This window comes from Vibrio sabulosilitoris (genome assembly GCF_055391395.1).
Genome location: NZ_AP029600.1, coordinates 167918 through 183708, shown reverse-complemented (window position 1 = coordinate 183708; position 15791 = coordinate 167918). Strand labels below are relative to the sequence as shown.

Annotated in this window: 11 protein-coding genes and 1 pseudogene; 7 read left to right on the top strand and 5 right to left on the bottom strand. The window is 47.6% G+C overall.

The genetic code is table 11. The features are described from left to right. Window positions 1–69: 69 nt before the first annotated feature. The 3 genes from ACZ5R2_RS16745 to ACZ5R2_RS16735 form a co-directional block, all read right to left on the bottom strand. Window positions 70–2094 (bottom strand): GNAT family N-acetyltransferase, encoded by a 2025-nt coding sequence (locus ACZ5R2_RS16745; protein ID WP_464903442.1) that lies wholly within the window; start codon window positions 2092–2094, stop codon window positions 70–72. A gap of 99 nt (window positions 2095–2193) precedes the next feature. Beyond that, the gene (locus tag ACZ5R2_RS16740; RefSeq protein ID WP_464903443.1) at window positions 2194–3162 is read right to left on the bottom strand and encodes a ParB/RepB/Spo0J family partition protein; all 969 of its coding nucleotides are present in this window, start codon (window positions 3160–3162) and stop codon (window positions 2194–2196) included. Between the two features lie 8 nt (window positions 3163–3170). Continuing rightward, the gene (locus tag ACZ5R2_RS16735) at window positions 3171–4388 is read right to left on the bottom strand and encodes a ParA family protein (RefSeq protein WP_464903444.1); all 1218 of its coding nucleotides are present in this window, start codon (window positions 4386–4388) and stop codon (window positions 3171–3173) included. Window positions 4389–5650: 1262 nt separating this feature from the next. On the opposite strand from ACZ5R2_RS16735, the gene ACZ5R2_RS16730 reads away from it, so the two are divergent. Further along, a complete protein-coding gene (locus ACZ5R2_RS16730; protein WP_464903445.1) occupies window positions 5651–7621 on the top strand; it encodes a replication initiator protein RctB domain-containing protein in 1971 nt (656 codons plus the stop codon). 715 nt (window positions 7622–8336) lie between these two features. Further along, window positions 8337–8534 (top strand): hypothetical protein, encoded by a 198-nt coding sequence (locus ACZ5R2_RS16725; RefSeq protein ID WP_464903446.1) that lies wholly within the window; start codon window positions 8337–8339, stop codon window positions 8532–8534. Between the two features lie 108 nt (window positions 8535–8642). On the opposite strand, the gene ACZ5R2_RS16720 is transcribed toward ACZ5R2_RS16725, so the two are convergent. After that, entirely contained in the window at window positions 8643–9398 is a 756-nt protein-coding gene (locus ACZ5R2_RS16720; RefSeq protein ID WP_464903447.1) for a substrate-binding periplasmic protein, read from the bottom strand. A 68-nt stretch (window positions 9399–9466) separates the two neighbouring features. Here ACZ5R2_RS16720 and ACZ5R2_RS16715 point away from each other — a divergent pair, with 68 nt between their 5' ends. From ACZ5R2_RS16715 to ACZ5R2_RS16705, 3 genes are all read left to right on the top strand, one after another. Further along, a complete protein-coding gene (locus ACZ5R2_RS16715; protein ID WP_464903448.1) occupies window positions 9467–11386 on the top strand; it encodes an ATP-binding protein in 1920 nt (639 codons plus the stop codon). Between the two features lie 92 nt (window positions 11387–11478). Beyond that, window positions 11479–11685 (top strand): DUF3283 family protein, encoded by a 207-nt coding sequence (locus ACZ5R2_RS16710; RefSeq protein WP_438456730.1) that lies wholly within the window; start codon window positions 11479–11481, stop codon window positions 11683–11685. Between the two features lie 156 nt (window positions 11686–11841). Continuing rightward, window positions 11842–12558, top strand: a complete 717-nt coding sequence (locus tag ACZ5R2_RS16705; protein WP_464903449.1) for a YebC/PmpR family DNA-binding transcriptional regulator — start codon at window positions 11842–11844, stop codon at window positions 12556–12558. 231 nt (window positions 12559–12789) lie between these two features. On the opposite strand, the gene ACZ5R2_RS16700 is transcribed toward ACZ5R2_RS16705, so the two are convergent. Further along, window positions 12790–13119, bottom strand: a complete 330-nt coding sequence (locus tag ACZ5R2_RS16700) for a hypothetical protein (RefSeq protein ID WP_464903450.1) — start codon at window positions 13117–13119, stop codon at window positions 12790–12792. A 247-nt stretch (window positions 13120–13366) separates the two neighbouring features. Between ACZ5R2_RS16700 and ltrA the strand changes: the two genes are divergently transcribed. Together ltrA and ACZ5R2_RS16690 are read left to right on the top strand one after the other, a co-directional pair. Then, complete coding sequence (ltrA, locus tag ACZ5R2_RS16695) at window positions 13367–14650, top strand: group II intron reverse transcriptase/maturase (RefSeq protein ID WP_464903451.1); 1284 nt, start codon at window positions 13367–13369, stop codon at window positions 14648–14650. A gap of 145 nt (window positions 14651–14795) precedes the next feature. Further along, a pseudogene (locus ACZ5R2_RS16690) lies at window positions 14796–15674 on the top strand (NAD(P)-dependent oxidoreductase); the annotation flags it as partial. Window positions 15675–15791: the final 117 nt, after the last annotated feature.

The window sequence follows — 15791 nt, the reverse complement described above, 5'->3', positions numbered from 1 at the left end:
TGATTTACAGTGTAAACACTCAATAACGATGCCGTTTACAGTGTAAATTGAATTTACACTGTAAACATATTATCGCTGGATAGGATTCGACTGACTCAGCTGAGAAACCAACTCACCCGTCGCAAGGCGAAGTTGGTGCTCAAACTGCTTCTTGCCAGCAAGAGTAAAACGGCGACAAGCCTCCGTCATCGGCATCTGACAGACAACGGTCTTGAGTAGTAGCTCCGAGCAAGTGGCTAGGTCTCTGGCCGAAAGCCGTAATAGAATATCGTACAAGATTGGGCGCACGCTCTCGAGGCTGCTCCCTCCCTGAGCATAACGCGTCAATTGTTGGATATCTTGTGCATTGACTCGATGACCCTGCCTGTCGATGAGCTGGACGATCAGTTCGGCTGAGATATCCTCGGCACGCCCGCTTAACCAATGAGGTAATTGGCGATGGAAGTGCGACTCTAGGTTGGTGTAATCCGCGCTGCCACTGACCATGAGTAAGGAATAGCAACCACTTGAGGCATCGCGCTGATGACCTAGCTTGAGCGGGACAAAACCATTGCGCTTCCAGAAGCTCACCAACTCCTCGTTCATAGCGAAACTGGTCGAGATAAATTCACCGGCGTGCTGTTGCTTTAATCTTTGTAGCATCGAACTTCCAAGCCCCCTACCCTGCAACGAGGGGGCGATTGCAATTCGCATAATCCGTAGACTTAAGGCATGCCCTGCTTGCAAGCACCCCAAATGATTGATCATGCTGGTTACTGCAAGTTGACCGACTGGACGCCGCTTGCCCAGGGCGATGGCCTCAATTACCTGTTCGTCAAGCAGGCCCTCCTCTACCGCTAGAATGCAGCCGGCGACGCGTCCTTGCAGCGTTAGACAATAAAGATGACTGCGCGGGTCGGCGAGAAAGGAAAACAAATCATTGGGCGATGTCTGGTAATGCGCACTGACAAGCAAAGCAAACGCTTGACGAAGTATCGACTTCTCTGTGCGTAGTGCCGACTTGCTTACCAAAGAAAACTGCTCACAGCAAGTTTCCATAGCCACAGGCTCAAAGGGCTCAAGCTCTGCATCAAGCAAAAAGCTCGAAAATGACCATGCTTCCAATGGATCGCCATGGCGCCAACGGATGGGTTGGGATAAGTGTTGATGACGGCTGTTTGGTCTGTGCTGTTTTAACCAGTTGAGAAACTTGAGCGTGAAGCCCCGCCCAGAGCCTTCATAGCCGTGAATGGTGCTCGAAAACACCAAACGATGAAATCGCTCTACCATGGCTTGCAAGATGGGCAGAGGCAGCGCAGCAGCTTCATCAACCAGTACCAAATCATAATCTGCTTCACTGCGCAGCAGGGCATCCGGAGCAATAAATTCGATTGAGCTGTTGGCACAAACCAACTTATTCTTGAGCCTAGTCGCATCCGGAAGGCGTTGCGCAGCATGAGAGAATACAGGCTCAACACTACTCGATTGTGGCGCAGTCACCGCGACTCGCAGCGTACGACGACTAATTAAACTCGCGGTGGCGATGCCAAGTGCACTGCTCTTCCCTCTTCCCCTATCTGCAGTAATGACCAAAGGACGTTTTCGGTGTCCCTCAATGACGCGGACAATATTCTCAATCGCGAGCTGCTGATCGGCAAAGGGGATATCCAGCGAATCAGGTAGATGAAGGTCAAGTTCTGGAAGCTCCCTCCCCTGCTCGACCTGCAACAACTGTGCAAGGCAATCTTCCAACCACTGCGATGCGTAATCAGACCCTCTCAGCTTCGCTTGGTATGGGAGAACAATCAATACACCACCACCAACAATTGCACCCAATGCGGCAGTAAAACTATTGGCATCAAACCCACCGTCCAGATCAACCACCAGAATATCCAATTCCTGGCCTAAAAGCTGCGCACCTTTCTTGAATCCTATCCCCCCTTCGGCAGACGTATTGCCCAACCAGGAAATTCGGCACTGTTCATACTCCGCCTCAAGTGCACTGATAAAGTGATGCTGCCAATCGCGGGAGCCGCGCAATACGATACCCTGACGAGAGTTAAGCTGTTGTAGCTCTAGGGCCATAGAACGAAGCCAAGCGTGAGTTGCGTGCATAGAAACCGCCATCAAATAGTTAACTTGCTAGAGAGTTTACCTGATGACAGACACAAAAAAAGCCGCTTACGCGGCTTTTCATTTCTAACAAGTTACAAATTAGAATTTGCTTTCGATAAACGCCAAGATTTCGTTCAACGTCTCATCATCAACCTTCTTCATGTTGAGCGCCACATTGCCACCCTTACGTGAATAAGAGACACGACCTTTAACCAAATCAACTTTCTTGGTGACCGGCTTTTGAGTCGGATTCATTTGCGCAATCCAGCCCTCAATCGTCTCCGACACCTCTTTGGTCAATCGAGCGACCCCTTGTGCATCGCTTCGCTGCCAAACTAGGGTACCATCAAGATGACACTTGTCTACCAACTCAGTCTGTTGCTCCTTGGTAAGCTCGTTATACTGCTTGTGCAGCTTAACGATTGTAGGGCGTCCCAACTCGGCAACATTTGGATATGCCTGCAGTAACTCGAGCGGTAGGTCCGCGGCCTTTAGCGCCCCACTCACCAAAGCTTCACTGCATTGGAAGATCTTCGCTAACGCCTTTTGGTCTTCCGCTTCTCCACTTTCAAGCTTTGCTAACATCTCTTTGCCTTTCTCATAAAGAGAGAGAGGCTTGTGGGCGTTAGCGACGTCTGAAAGGAACTTTGCGTGCTGTTCGTTGATACCTTCAGCAACGTAAACCAAGAACTCTTTTTCTGCCAAGATACACGACATTCGACGGCGGCTACCATCGAGAACCTCGATAAGTCCATCAGCATTACGACGACCGACGGCTGGGTACTGCTGACCACGCTCACGCAGTGTGGTTAGCACATCCGACAGTGCATGCTCGTTAAGAAACGACTGTTCACGCGCATTATCGGCAAAAACAACCGTTTGTTCTTCGACGCAGTCAGCTGGGATACGAACCAATTCAAACGAGATCAGCTCCTCTCCAGCAACAGACAGCTCAATCACTTGTGCTTGCTCTTTGGCAGCCGCTTGTGCTTCCTGTGGTGTGGTTGCGCGACGTTTGTTCGCTTTACCGAACAGTTTGGCGTTGAGATCTGAAGTTTTGATTGCCATTTATTATGTTACCCCTTGTTCAGTGAAGACCAGTTACTGTGCAGAACACGCTCAAGCTCAAGTGCGCTCTTCTGCACCGCATCTTGTGCAGTATGGAGGGTTTTCTTGCCCCCTTCAAAGTCTGCAATGGTTAAATCGAAGACCGTACTGTACGTATCAGCACAGGTTTCGAACGCTCGGCTGCGCGGAATGGTGGCCATCATCACCTGATCAGCCAATAGGTAATTCATTTCTGTCAGGACGGAAACCTGTTTTTTATTATCATCTTCAAACATGGTTGGCATCAGGCGGACAAACTCCAAACCTTTCCAATCCTCTGGGAACATTTCGTAAACCGTCGGAAGATGTTGGAAGAAATTCACCGTTGCCGCCCAGTCTAATCGCTTAGCCGCACATGGGATAAGCAGTGCATTTGATGCGTACATCGCATTCCATACCAGAGGATCAACGTGTGGACCGGTATCAATCATAATTAAATCAAAATCATCAGCAATTTTGTCGATCAATTTCTCTTTGAGCAGTTTAACAATGTCCAAAGATTGATTCTCCGACAGATTTTGCCACGCTTCGGCATTGAACATGGCGTCTTCCGGAAAGGCTGAGACTGTCTTTAAGTTAGGATATTGTGTTGGTAACAGCACTGATTTGCGTAAAAATTCTTGGTCGACTTCGACGCCCTCTGGCACATTGTCGAGCATGATATCAACTGCAGAGTAGATGTTATCGTGTTCAGCAACGCTAACTTGCGGGTTAAGGAACAGACGCAATGAGCCCTGTGGGTCTAAGTCGATAAGACAAATACGGTAGCGCTTATCAAGATTAAGTGCCATACACGCCGCCAGATGGACCGCGGTCATTGACTTACCAGTACCACCCTTTTGGTTCTGAACGTTAATAATCCAAGGCTTGTTGTCTTGGTTTTGCTTACGCTCATGAAACTTTGGAACACCCGCAGCATCCATCAGCATATGCGCTTCATTCAAAGAGATCGAATAGTGATTCGCATTGTTCTTTGTGAACTGGTGGCCCTCGGATTCAAGCTTGTTGATCGCATCATCTAATTTACGACGCGTCAATCCAGAGCGAGTTTCCATTAACGCCTTTGACATTGGTGGAAAATGCTCATCGCTACGCTCTTCCAATACGATTTCAATGCGGTCAGATTGAACTTGCTGAGTACGTTCAGCAAGATCATACAAATTCTCAATGGTTTGTTCTCTTTTCATCACCAAAGCTTCCGTTAGATTATCTCCTTGCTATTGTACAGCGATTAACGACAACTTCAATTAAAAGGTGTACGATATGTTTGTGGTCCAAATCACATTAATTTAATGTATCGACAATTTAATGATGAACAATTAAGCAATTTGTTCATTATTGCACTTAATTTTGTGGCCAAATAGCCCAACGAATTTAGACAAATTTAAACTGTTACCGCGTCACCTATTTACAATGTAAACATAATTTCAGGACATTTTTCTCGGAACGATTCAAAATCAATCAATAGTTACGGCGTATGTCATTTCAACTCTGGACAAGTCGTGGAGAGCATAGATTCTATATTGGCTTTGAACAATGGAAAGCGCACTATGGGTTAAAAGCAATCAATATCGCAACGGTCTTAAAATTAGGAAGCATGATCAAGATTCAAGCTTGATCATGCTTCCGACCTAATCAGCTGTATGAGGAACGATGATCAAGGTCTGTTTGCTGCCCGATTAGCGCTATGTATGATCCTGACTCGTTGATCATAATCCGGATCAATGATCAAGAGTAATAACCATTCGGAAGCATGACTAATCTTGGCAAACTTACGGACAAATGCTGATGAACATTAGGTTTAATCACCAAATCCGCAAATTTTGTCGATAAATTGGATATACAGTGTCGCAACCACCCAATCTGCTCCCTTACTTGATCATCGTTTCGATACTAGTGGAGAATCACTGGATGACAATCGCCGCACCAACATGTCGGAGTCGATAAAGAGATTCGCTGCTCACAACGCTGATAATTGCATACTTGATCATGCTTTCGGAGCAAAATCAGCAGCATTGTCAGTGCTGATCCATTGAATTGGTTCAAATAGTGTACAATGAGCGACTTGCTGCGATGCTGTTTAGGCTACCCCCTGTGGATAACCTGTTAGTGTTCGATGATCATCGTTTCGAATTTGCAATGATCATCTTTCCATTAGGCTCATGATCATGCTTTAGCGTGTTGATGATCATAGTTTCAATGCCAACTTGATCACTCTTGCGGTTTCTACTTGATCATAGTTTCGGCGCGCAATGAAATATAGTTGTTTATTTTCAGCGTCTTACGCTGATAAATTTAGCCAGATCATAAGATCATATATATCAATCTAGATCAGAATAAATCAAAAGATCAGTTTAAAATAAAACAAAATTTTTCTTTATTTATGATCTTTTTTTCTTTATTCTTTCGGAACTATGGCGAAGTTACGGTAAAAGAACACCCAACAGCAATGAGTAACGAAGAAAAAATACTGATCAAACTGCCAAGATCTCACAAAGGCGGACACCTATTCCAAGTTTCTGAATCGTCGATCGAATGGATCGAGCAGTATCCTCACTTCAAAGGAGTAACGAAAAGTATTGTCGAGTTACTAAATTTGATCGCTCTTCAGGGGTTACGCAGCAAGGATGGTTACGTATCGACAACCGAGTTGATTGATGCGACTGAGGGTGCTTTAACGCGTGCTGCCATTCAGCAACGATTGAGATCCGCAGTCAGTATAGGTTTGTTTACCCAACATCGGGTTAAGTTCGAAGAAGGGCTTGCCGGTAAAACCATGCTCCACCGTTTCGTCAACCCCAATCTACTGATTTCAGCACTCGGCAGTACTAGCTTGATGACCGAATCAAGCAAGCAAACCGAACGCCAAAAGCGCTCAAAAGCCTTAGCTCAGAATCAGGTTAATCGACGTTTGCTTACCGAGCATGGACTGAATACTCCTCCATCGATGAAAGATGAGGCGGATCAGTTCGTTGTTTCACCAACCAATTGGGCAGGGATCATCGATCAAGCGCTCGCGCCACCGAGAACGCGTAAAAGTTACCAGAAATCGATGGTTTCGATCTCAGGAACGCGTGCGGTGATCGAGACTCGATCGTCAAAAAATATCATGACGGTCGATGATCTGATGACGCTTTTTGCCCTGTTTACGTTGACGGTTCAATATCATGATCACCATCGCGAGGCGTATCAATTACATGGTGTCGCAGCACCAAATAAAACGCCGCTGTACATTACCGATATTTTGTCACTACGAGGTAAAAAAGACAGTGGCCCGGCGCGTGACGCGATTCGTGACAGTATCGATCGAATCGAGTTTACCGACTTTCAGCTCCATGAGCTGACAGGGCGCTGGCTCAGTGAGAATATGCCTGAGGGGTTCAAGAGTGATCGCTTCCGCTTCCTTGCTAGAACCATTACTGCGTCGGAAGAAGCCCCAACGGAAAACGCTGAAGGTGAGATCCGAATCAAGCCGAATCTGTATATATTGGTGTGGGAGCCATCGTTTTACGATGAATTGATGACACGTGATTATTTCTTCCTATTCCCACCAGAGATCCTGCGTCAACATACGCTCGTGTTTCAGCTGTATTCCTATTTCCGTAGTCGTATGTCGCGTCGCCACACTGATGCGATGCTACTTTCAGAGCTCAACCAAAAGCTTGCGCGTAATATCGAGTGGCGCCGCTTCTCAATGGATCTGATCCGTGAGCTAAAAAAACTCTCCAAAGGCAAGGGGAGTGATGATCTATTTGTGGTTAATCTGTGGGGTTACCACCTTACCATTGAGGCGATCCTCGAGAAGGGCAAAACGATCGATTATCAAGTTGACATCAAGTGTGATGTTGAAGAGGTGTTGCGTTACTGTCGTGCCCGCACAACTAATGCAGGCAAGCGCAATATGGCACCGACTCTGCCTAACCCGCTGCGAAACGAGATGGTCAGCAAGCAGCAGCTCGATGAGCTCTCTAGCGTGATTGATGGTGAGTTTGAGCCGATCAAGCGTAAAACAGGGCCATCAAAGGGCAAGCTAGGTCGTCGAGTCAAGCAGCGGAAACACTTGGTAGAGATCAATGCTGATGAAATTACCATTACTCTGACCAAATATACCTCTCAGGAGGCTCTAGAGCGCAGTATCACGGCTTTATCAGCAATGACTGGGCATTCCCCTTCCTCAATCAAAGAAGAGTGTCAGGGGCTCATAGAGAAGCTTGATTGGTTGAAGGTCAAAGATGAGGTCCTGCCTTACGAAACATTGAGCCAAGTCGTTGAGCTCTATAACAAGCAAAATGATGCGAAACACCTGACCATTGAGCGCTTGATTGCTGGCCTAGCAGTGAGGCGTAAGGTGTGTAAGCAGGTTTTTGAGGGGCACCTGGATGAAAATGTGTTCCGTGCGCTCGATGAGATTGCAACCTAACGGTTTGTTGACATTAGCTGCTGGTTATCTGACGCATTTTTGACAAAGCCATTAGTCTGTCTTCCTAAGATGAAAGTCGATTCTATGAGTATATCCTCTTTAGAATCAATTAGATTGGCTCATATTTTTAAATACTTATTTTGTGGCGAGTTCTTTGAACTCGCTTTTTCTTTTATTGCGTTATCAATTTTCCTCTATCAAACGCCTTATCTTGATCATGCTTCCACACTTAATCCACTACCTAACTTTCTGTGTTTGTCATCATTAGTGCCATCTTGAACGATATGTACAGGGGACTGGAAAACATCTCATTTGCCTTACGTGACTCTTGTCTTATCGCTGTGTCGAATCGCCACTAATGGAGGGTCTATCTGCATCTTTGTTAGCCTAGGGTATATACTTGGGTTATGACACGGTCGAGTCACTGGTGATAAGGCCTTGATCATCGTTCCAGACAAGAGGCGTTGGACTGGGTTGCACAAGGGCAGCATTAGGACTTGCTGGAAATAACTAAGGCAAGTACAAGGCGAGAATGTGGGGCTGAACCTCACACTGTACTGGTTGTTGTGGTTCAACGCAAAGCAATATTGACTGGGTTATCAACAGATGTAATGAACCATTATCGCTATCACAGAAAGGGAGAAAAATCCTTAACAGCGTAACACGGCTTTGATAAAGATTAGTTGTCCCAACATGGTTATTGCGGGAGGAAATTATGTCCATAAATTCTATCGACCATGATGAAATGACAAACATTGCTCACAAATGGGAATTACCAGAAGAAGAAACACTAGTTAAACCAGATAAAACCGTCAAATGCGCGGAGGCGAGGCGTCGTATTGAGGTCTTGCGTGAGATCCGCGACAGCGGGTTGAGTATGGAAGAGGCGAGAGAGCTCGGCTTGATCCACTAATCTCGACCTCGTCAGTGTAATAGGGTAGCTTTATGAGGCTACCCTAATGTTTTTCATATCCAAGTAATTTTTTTGGTGCGGCGAGTTCAGGCGGTTCATCGCCATTATTTATATGTATTTGTCTATTATCGACTCGATTGCACCGCTTTGCTTAAGCTCCGCCAGCCGCTGATTGATATACTGCTGCAACTCAGGATCCATCTCTGGTGCAAACGCCAAGTAGATCGAGTAATCCGGTATCACGCTGCTAAACGGCTGGATAAGAAAGTCTTCTCGGTTGAGTTGCAATCGATCAATGTTATACACCACACGCGACTCCATCTCGACGAATGCCGTGTCATCCGGGGTTCTGTTAAGAACGCGATACGCGGCTTGGTAGTCTTTTACCCGCATCTCATTAATCACGCCATCGTTAAATAGGGGGGTGAGGTTGGGATAATCAAAGCCATGCAACAGTACTATAGACCGCCCTCGCAGCGTCTCAATATCAGCGAATTTAAACGTCGACTCACCACTTGAAACCAACACATGTTTTACAGTGTAAACAGGAAGCTCTGATAGGTTTTCTGATTGCGCCTTGCCCCAGTTTGGACTGCCGTAGGTGAGCCAATTTTGCTCTCCCCCAGCTTCAAGTAGTGAAATCATACGTTTAAAAGGATAGGTGTGATAATTGAGTTGATAGTCTGAGCTATCGAATATCGCCTGAACAATATCGGTGACGATACCTGAGTGCTTATCCCCTTGTTGTTCAATTTGAAATGGTCTGGCTTGCTCAGCAATCACATAGTAATTGACCTCTTCGGCCACAGCCATTGCGCTGTAGGTTGTTAGTGCGATTGCCAGCGTGGATATGAGTCCCTTCATAGTTACCTCGAAATTTGGTTGCCTCGTCCTATAGTTATACTAGTGCAAAATTGAGGGAATGATTGCATATGAGTTACTCGAGTAGGGGGCGGCGTCGATTTGGGATTGGTAGTCAGTTAATGGTTGCCGTGGTCTCGCTGAGCCTGATCTTCACGATTATCATTGCTGCGTATAGTGTTAGCCGTGAGCTGGATGAAGAGCTGAGCCATATTGACGCTGAGTTGCAACAGATTGAAGACAGCTATCTCTCGAGCTTTACTGCTAGCTTGTGGGTTGAAGACAGAGAGTTATTGATGACCCAGGTGCAGGGTATGGCGCGTCTGCCGGGTGTCGATTACATACAGATAGTCAGCTCGGATGAGGTGATTATTGAGATCGGAACTCGACTCAATGGCGATGTCGTTGAGCGGCGCTGGCCGATGGAGTTTGATACAGGTAGCAAGCGCTTTGAACTCGCGGAGTTGATCGTTCAGTCGGATCTGACTGCGATCTATCAGGGAGTCTGGCAGCAGTTTTTGTTTTTGATCGGCGCTGAGGCGATCAAGATCTTTCTGCTTATGCTTGCGGTATTGGCGGTGACTTTCCGCCTGATGGTCAATCCGCTCAAGTTATTAGCCGGTGCGGTTTCGGATTTTAAGGGGGGTCATGTACCGAGCACGGTGACGCTGCCTGAGCGATGGTTTGTCGACGAGGTTGGGGTATTAGCAGAAAAATACAACCAAAGTGTCGCCCGCGTGCGCGAGCACCACGATGAGCTTGAGCAGGAGCGGGATAAGGCGCAGGTGGCGAACCGCAAGAAAGGTGAGTTTCTGGCGACGATGAGCCATGAAATTCGTACACCGATGAACGGCATCATGGGGGTGGCTTCGCTGTTATCAGAGACAGAACTCGATGATCAGCAAAAGGAGTATGTCGCGATCATTAACACTTCATCGGGCTCTCTAATGACGATCATCAACGATATTCTCGATTTTTCAAAGATCGAGGCGGGCAAGATCGATCTTGAGCACTGTCCTTTCCACTTGCTGCAGATGCTGGATCAAGTAGCAAGCTTACATACGGTCAAGGCTCATGAAAAGCACCTGCAGTTGGTGTGTCAAATTGATCCCAAGCTACCCACTACAGTCACGGGTGATGTGGTGCGAGTTCAGCAGGTGTTGAATAACCTCCTGAGTAACGCAATAAAGTTTACTGAGCGAGGCCATGTCAAACTAGCGGTGAGTTTGCAATCCAGCGCTGAGCGCGAGGTGACGGTCCACTTTCAAGTGACCGACACGGGCATCGGGATTGCCAAAGAGCACCAGCAAGCGATATTTGAACGCTTTCAGCAAGCCGATGGGAGTACCACTCGAAAATATGGTGGTACCGGGTTGGGACTGGCGATCAGTACTCAATTGGTCACCCTAATGGGGGGAGAGTTGCACTTGACCAGCGCACTTGGGCTTGGCAGTAGTTTCGAATTTATTGTGAGCTTTGCCACTGCGGGTGAAATGGCGAGCCCATCGACACCAAGTAATGTCCTTGATATACGCCACCCTGAGCCAACAGCAACTGATGAGGTGGTAGCTGAGACCGAAGTCGATGCCAGTCAGCTGTCGGTCTTGGTGGTAGAGGATACGATCGTCAACCAGAAAGTGGTCAAGTTCATGTTGGAGAAACTCTCAATTCGCGTATCGATTGCTGAGCATGGTGAGGTTGCGCTGCGCATGTGTGCTGAGGACTCGTTTGATCTTATTTTGATGGATCTGCAGATGCCAGTTATGGATGGCTTTATCGCCACTGAACATATCCGACAAATGGGCGATTGGGGCGCCAAGGTGCCAATCATCGCTGTGAGCGCCAATGTGATTCGTGAAGATCAAGAGCGCTGCTTTGAGGTGGGTATGAACGAGTTTGTGCCCAAACCTATCGATAAACAGCGCCTGCGTGAGGTGATTGAGCAGTATGCCCCTGGCAAACTCAATCTTGAGCCTCAGAAAGCCACCTAATCTCTTGAGTCTCCTTGGGCATAAGGGTTACGAGCAGGGGGGGCCTTATGCTATAGTGCGGTGTTGTTATTATTTGGACAAAGGGGCTGTGAATGTCTTTAAATCTCTCCTTGCTGCCACACAGTGAAAAAAATCTGATTGAGCTGGATAAGCAAGCTTCCTTCATCGTTTGGAAGGTGAAAAATGGCAAGGGAACCTTTGAAGAGGTACAGGCGCAGCTAAGTAAATTGTCTGATCCGACAGAGCAAGAGGCGTTTCAAGCCTCAGTGAGCAAATATCGCCAGATGATGGGGCTGTAACGCTGTCTTATTGACACATCACTTGCTCTGAGCCAGAGCGACAAATGCCTATGGATATCAAACTTACGTGGTAAGTCGGGCGGTAGTCATTGAAATGGGCAATGGTTTTGCTAAAATCTTGCCGTTAAAAAACGAAACACTAGAGAGAACATCCCGATGGGAAGAAGTTTTGAAGTGCGCAAGGCCTCTATGGCAAAAACTGCAGGCGCAAAAATTAAAGTTTATTCTAAGTACGGTAAAGAAATTTACATGTGCGCGAAAAACGGCGGTGCTGATCCAGACATGAACTTGTCGCTTAAGCACCTGATCGCAAAAGCAAAGAAAGACCAAGTTCCAGCGCACGTTATCGACAAAGCGCTAGACAAAGCGACTGGCGGCGGCGGTGAAGATTACCAGCCGGCACGTTACGAAGGCTTTGGCCCAGGCGGTGCGAGCGTGATCGTTGACTGTCTAACCGACAACGGCAACCGTACTTACCAAGATGTTCGCCAGTGTTTTGTAAAAACCGGCGCTAAAATCGGCTCTCCAGGTACAGTAGCGCACATGTTTGATCATCAAGCGGTGTTTCAGTTCAAGGGTGACGATGAAGAATCGGTACTTGAAGCACTGATGATGGCAGACGTTGATGTGACTGACATCGAGCTTGAAGACGGTGTGATCACGGTATTTGCACCAAACACAGAGTTCTTCAAAGCGAAAACAGCACTGAACGCTGAGTACCCAGAGCTAACGCTTGACGTAGAAGAGATCACTTTCGTTCCTCAAACGCACACGCCTGTAACGGGTGAAGATGCTGAGAAGTTCCAGAAGTTCCTAGATCTTCTTGACGATTGTGACGACGTTCAGCAGGTTTACCACAACGCTGAGCTGTAAGCCGGCGCTGATTGAATGACCAAAGGCCAGTTTTCTAACTGGCCTTTTTTGTTTGCCCAGCGAAGCTGGCAAACCCGTCAGGTTGAAAGAAACCTGAGTCACCCCGACTGAGGGGAAGATAATCCGAATCGCAAGGGCGTTGCTGGCCAACGGCAGGGTCTGAAGGAAGCGATAGGAAGTTAACAGTACACAACGTAAGTGAAGACTAGGCGTCCCCCCTGTTTCGGCAGCCTAGGTGGGTAAGCGTGCAAAATAGCGCGAAGCCCAATACTCAGTCAGACCTAAGCTGTGCTTGAGGGTGGCATTGTTAACAGGGAGCCAGTGCAGTAACTGGGGAAGCCTGGCACCACATCCGGGCAAATGCCGGAAGCGCTGAATCAAGGTGAAAGCCAAGCTCAGCGTTGGTGTGAGGTGGCAGATGAATCCGTAGTAGTGAGTAAAGCTTGGCCGACGAAAGCCAGTAATGGTGTGGAGGACAAAACCAAGCAGATCATCAGCAATATGTCTGATGGAGTGCAGGTTGCCAAAAGCAATCCAGCGCTGCGAAGGGATGAAGTACATTTTAAGTCTGTGATGAGCAGATGTTTTTTTTAGTGGTACCCAAACCGGTTCGCTATCGGGGTATTCCAGCTTGGTCAGTTATGGAAATAATCGACTGAAATGAGAAACCGTACATGGGAGTAGCTTTGATGAACTTTAGTAGATTGCCCTTGAGCTAGAAGGCTAAAGAGTGAAGTGAAATAAACCGACACGAAGAAGAAATATCGCGCCCCCACACAGCGCACAAACCGAAGGAAGAGATGAGACTTTGAGAGTTTATTACAGTTTGTATGGGCACTTATTAAGTAAACGTCGCCTGTACAAAGGATTTATCAAAGTGAAGAAAGCAAAAGGCGCGGCTGGAATAGATAAGCAGAGCCTGAGTGACTTCGCCTCAAATCTGAGTGATAACCTCGACTTACTTCTTCTGGAGCTTAAAACCAAGCAGTATTCCCCTCAGCCAGTCAGGCGGGTAGAGATCCCCAAAGACGGAGGAGGAGTAAGACTCCTTGGTATCCCGACAGTTCGGGATAGAGTCGTTCAACAAGTCTTGAATGATATCCTCACTCCCATCTTCGAAGAGCGGTTCCATCCATCAAGCTTTGGATACCGTCCAAAACGAAGTTGTCACGATGCTATCAACAAAGCCACGATGTTTATACGCCGATACGGTCTACAGCATGTGGTGGACATGGACTTATCAAAGTGCTTTGACAAGCTCGATCATGAGCTGATCTTAAAGAGCATCCGAAAGCGTGTCACAGATAGCAGCGTACTGGCACTGATTAATCAGATGCTAAAAAGTGGTGTGATGATAGATGGCTACAGGCAGCAGACAGAAATAGGCAGTCCGCAGGGAGGGGTGATAAGTCCCTTGATAGCGAACATCTATCTGGATGCATTCGACCAAGAGATGCGCAGACGAGGTCACCGTATCGTTCGCTATGCAGATGACATACTGATCTTCTATCGTAGTCGAAAGGGAGCAGAGAATGCGTTATGTCAGGCGAGTAAAATACTGGAAAGCGATCTGAAGCTTAGCGTCAATCAGAGCAAATCCCACATAGCGCATAGCGATGAGGGAGTGAAGTTCCTTGGTGTAGAAATCGGGAGTCGATATACCCGTATTCAAACGAAGAAACTGTCAGCGCTGAAAGAGAAGCTAAAGCAGATGACCAAGCGCAGTGGTGGAAAACCAGTGAGTCAGGTGATATCAGATCTCAATCTAGTGCTGAGGGGTTTTAGCCAGTACTTCAGGATAGCCAATAGTAGCAAGGAGTTCAGGCGTATAGCAGGTTGGGTAAGACGAAGGCTGAGAAGTATCCAGTTAAGACTGTGGAAGAAACCGACACGGCTACACCGTAGGCTAAAACAGTTAGGCTATAGTCCGCCGTTTAAGTTTATCAATATGACGAACTGGAGAAACTCGTTAAGCCCTTTAGCGAGTCTTGCGATGCCAAACCAATGGTTCAACGACCTTGGTCTGGTCAACCTTGATCATGTTAGAACAGGGTATGTGTTCAGCGAATATGCTGAATGGAAATGTGCATGAGCCGTATACGAGGTCCGTACGTGCGGTTCTGTGAGAGGGATGAGGCGGTAACGCCTCACCCTACTCGATGATCCTAACTTCGGCGATTATCAGTAGCGGTTAGAGGTTAGAGTAGTAAGAATAGTATTTTGATGGGAAGGGACAAAGACAGATGAAAGTGACATTTCTCGGTTTAGGGGTGATGGGCTATCCCATGGCAGGACACCTAGTCAAGGCTGGTTTTGACGTTACTGTGTACAACCGTACTACACAGAAAGCGATTGATTGGGCGAACCAATATGGCGCAGAGCAGGCCGATACGGTTGCCGAAGCAGTTAAAGATGCCGATGTGGTGTTGATGTGTGTCGGTAATGACGACGATGTGCGCAGTATCGCCACCAGCGACTCTGGGGCATTGCCGGCAATGAAGCCAGGGGCGATTTTAGTCGACCATACCACCACTTCGGCAAGCCTTGCGGAAGAACTCAATGAAGCGGCGCAAAGCCTCTCTATTCAGTTTATGGATGCGCCAGTCTCTGGTGGCCAAGCGGGCGCTGAGAATGGCGTACTGACGATCATGTGTGGTGGTGAGCAGGTGCTTTTCGATGCCTTGCAGCCGGTTTTCAGTGCCTACGGCAAATCGTCGGTGCTAATGGGCAAGGTTGGCCAAGGCCAGCGCGCCAAGATGGTCAATCAAATCTGTATTGGCGGCGTTCTCACCGGCTTATCTGAGGGTTTGCTTCTGGCTGAGAAATCCGGCCTAGACATCGCTACGGTTGTCGATTGCCTCAAACACGGCGCCGCCGGCTCATGGCAGATGGAAAATCGCGGCGTCACCATGGCCGAAGATAAGTTCGACTTTGGCTTTGCCATCGACTGGATGATCAAAGACTTAGGCTTCTGCTTAGACGAAGCCGAGCGTCAGGGACTCGCCCTGCCACTCACCAGCAAAGTGATCGAGCAATATCGCCAACTCAGCGCCAAAGGTGACAACCGAATGGATACCTCGGTGCTGATCCTCGCACTGAAACAACAGCAGGCTTAAGTTTTACACTGTAAAACTTAAGCAGAGTCGAGAGTCGAGATCGTTTCACTGCGAGAACGCTTCGCTCGAGGTGGTGGAACACTTGACTGCGGTCGTCAGAGTTGGAAAATTTTTCTC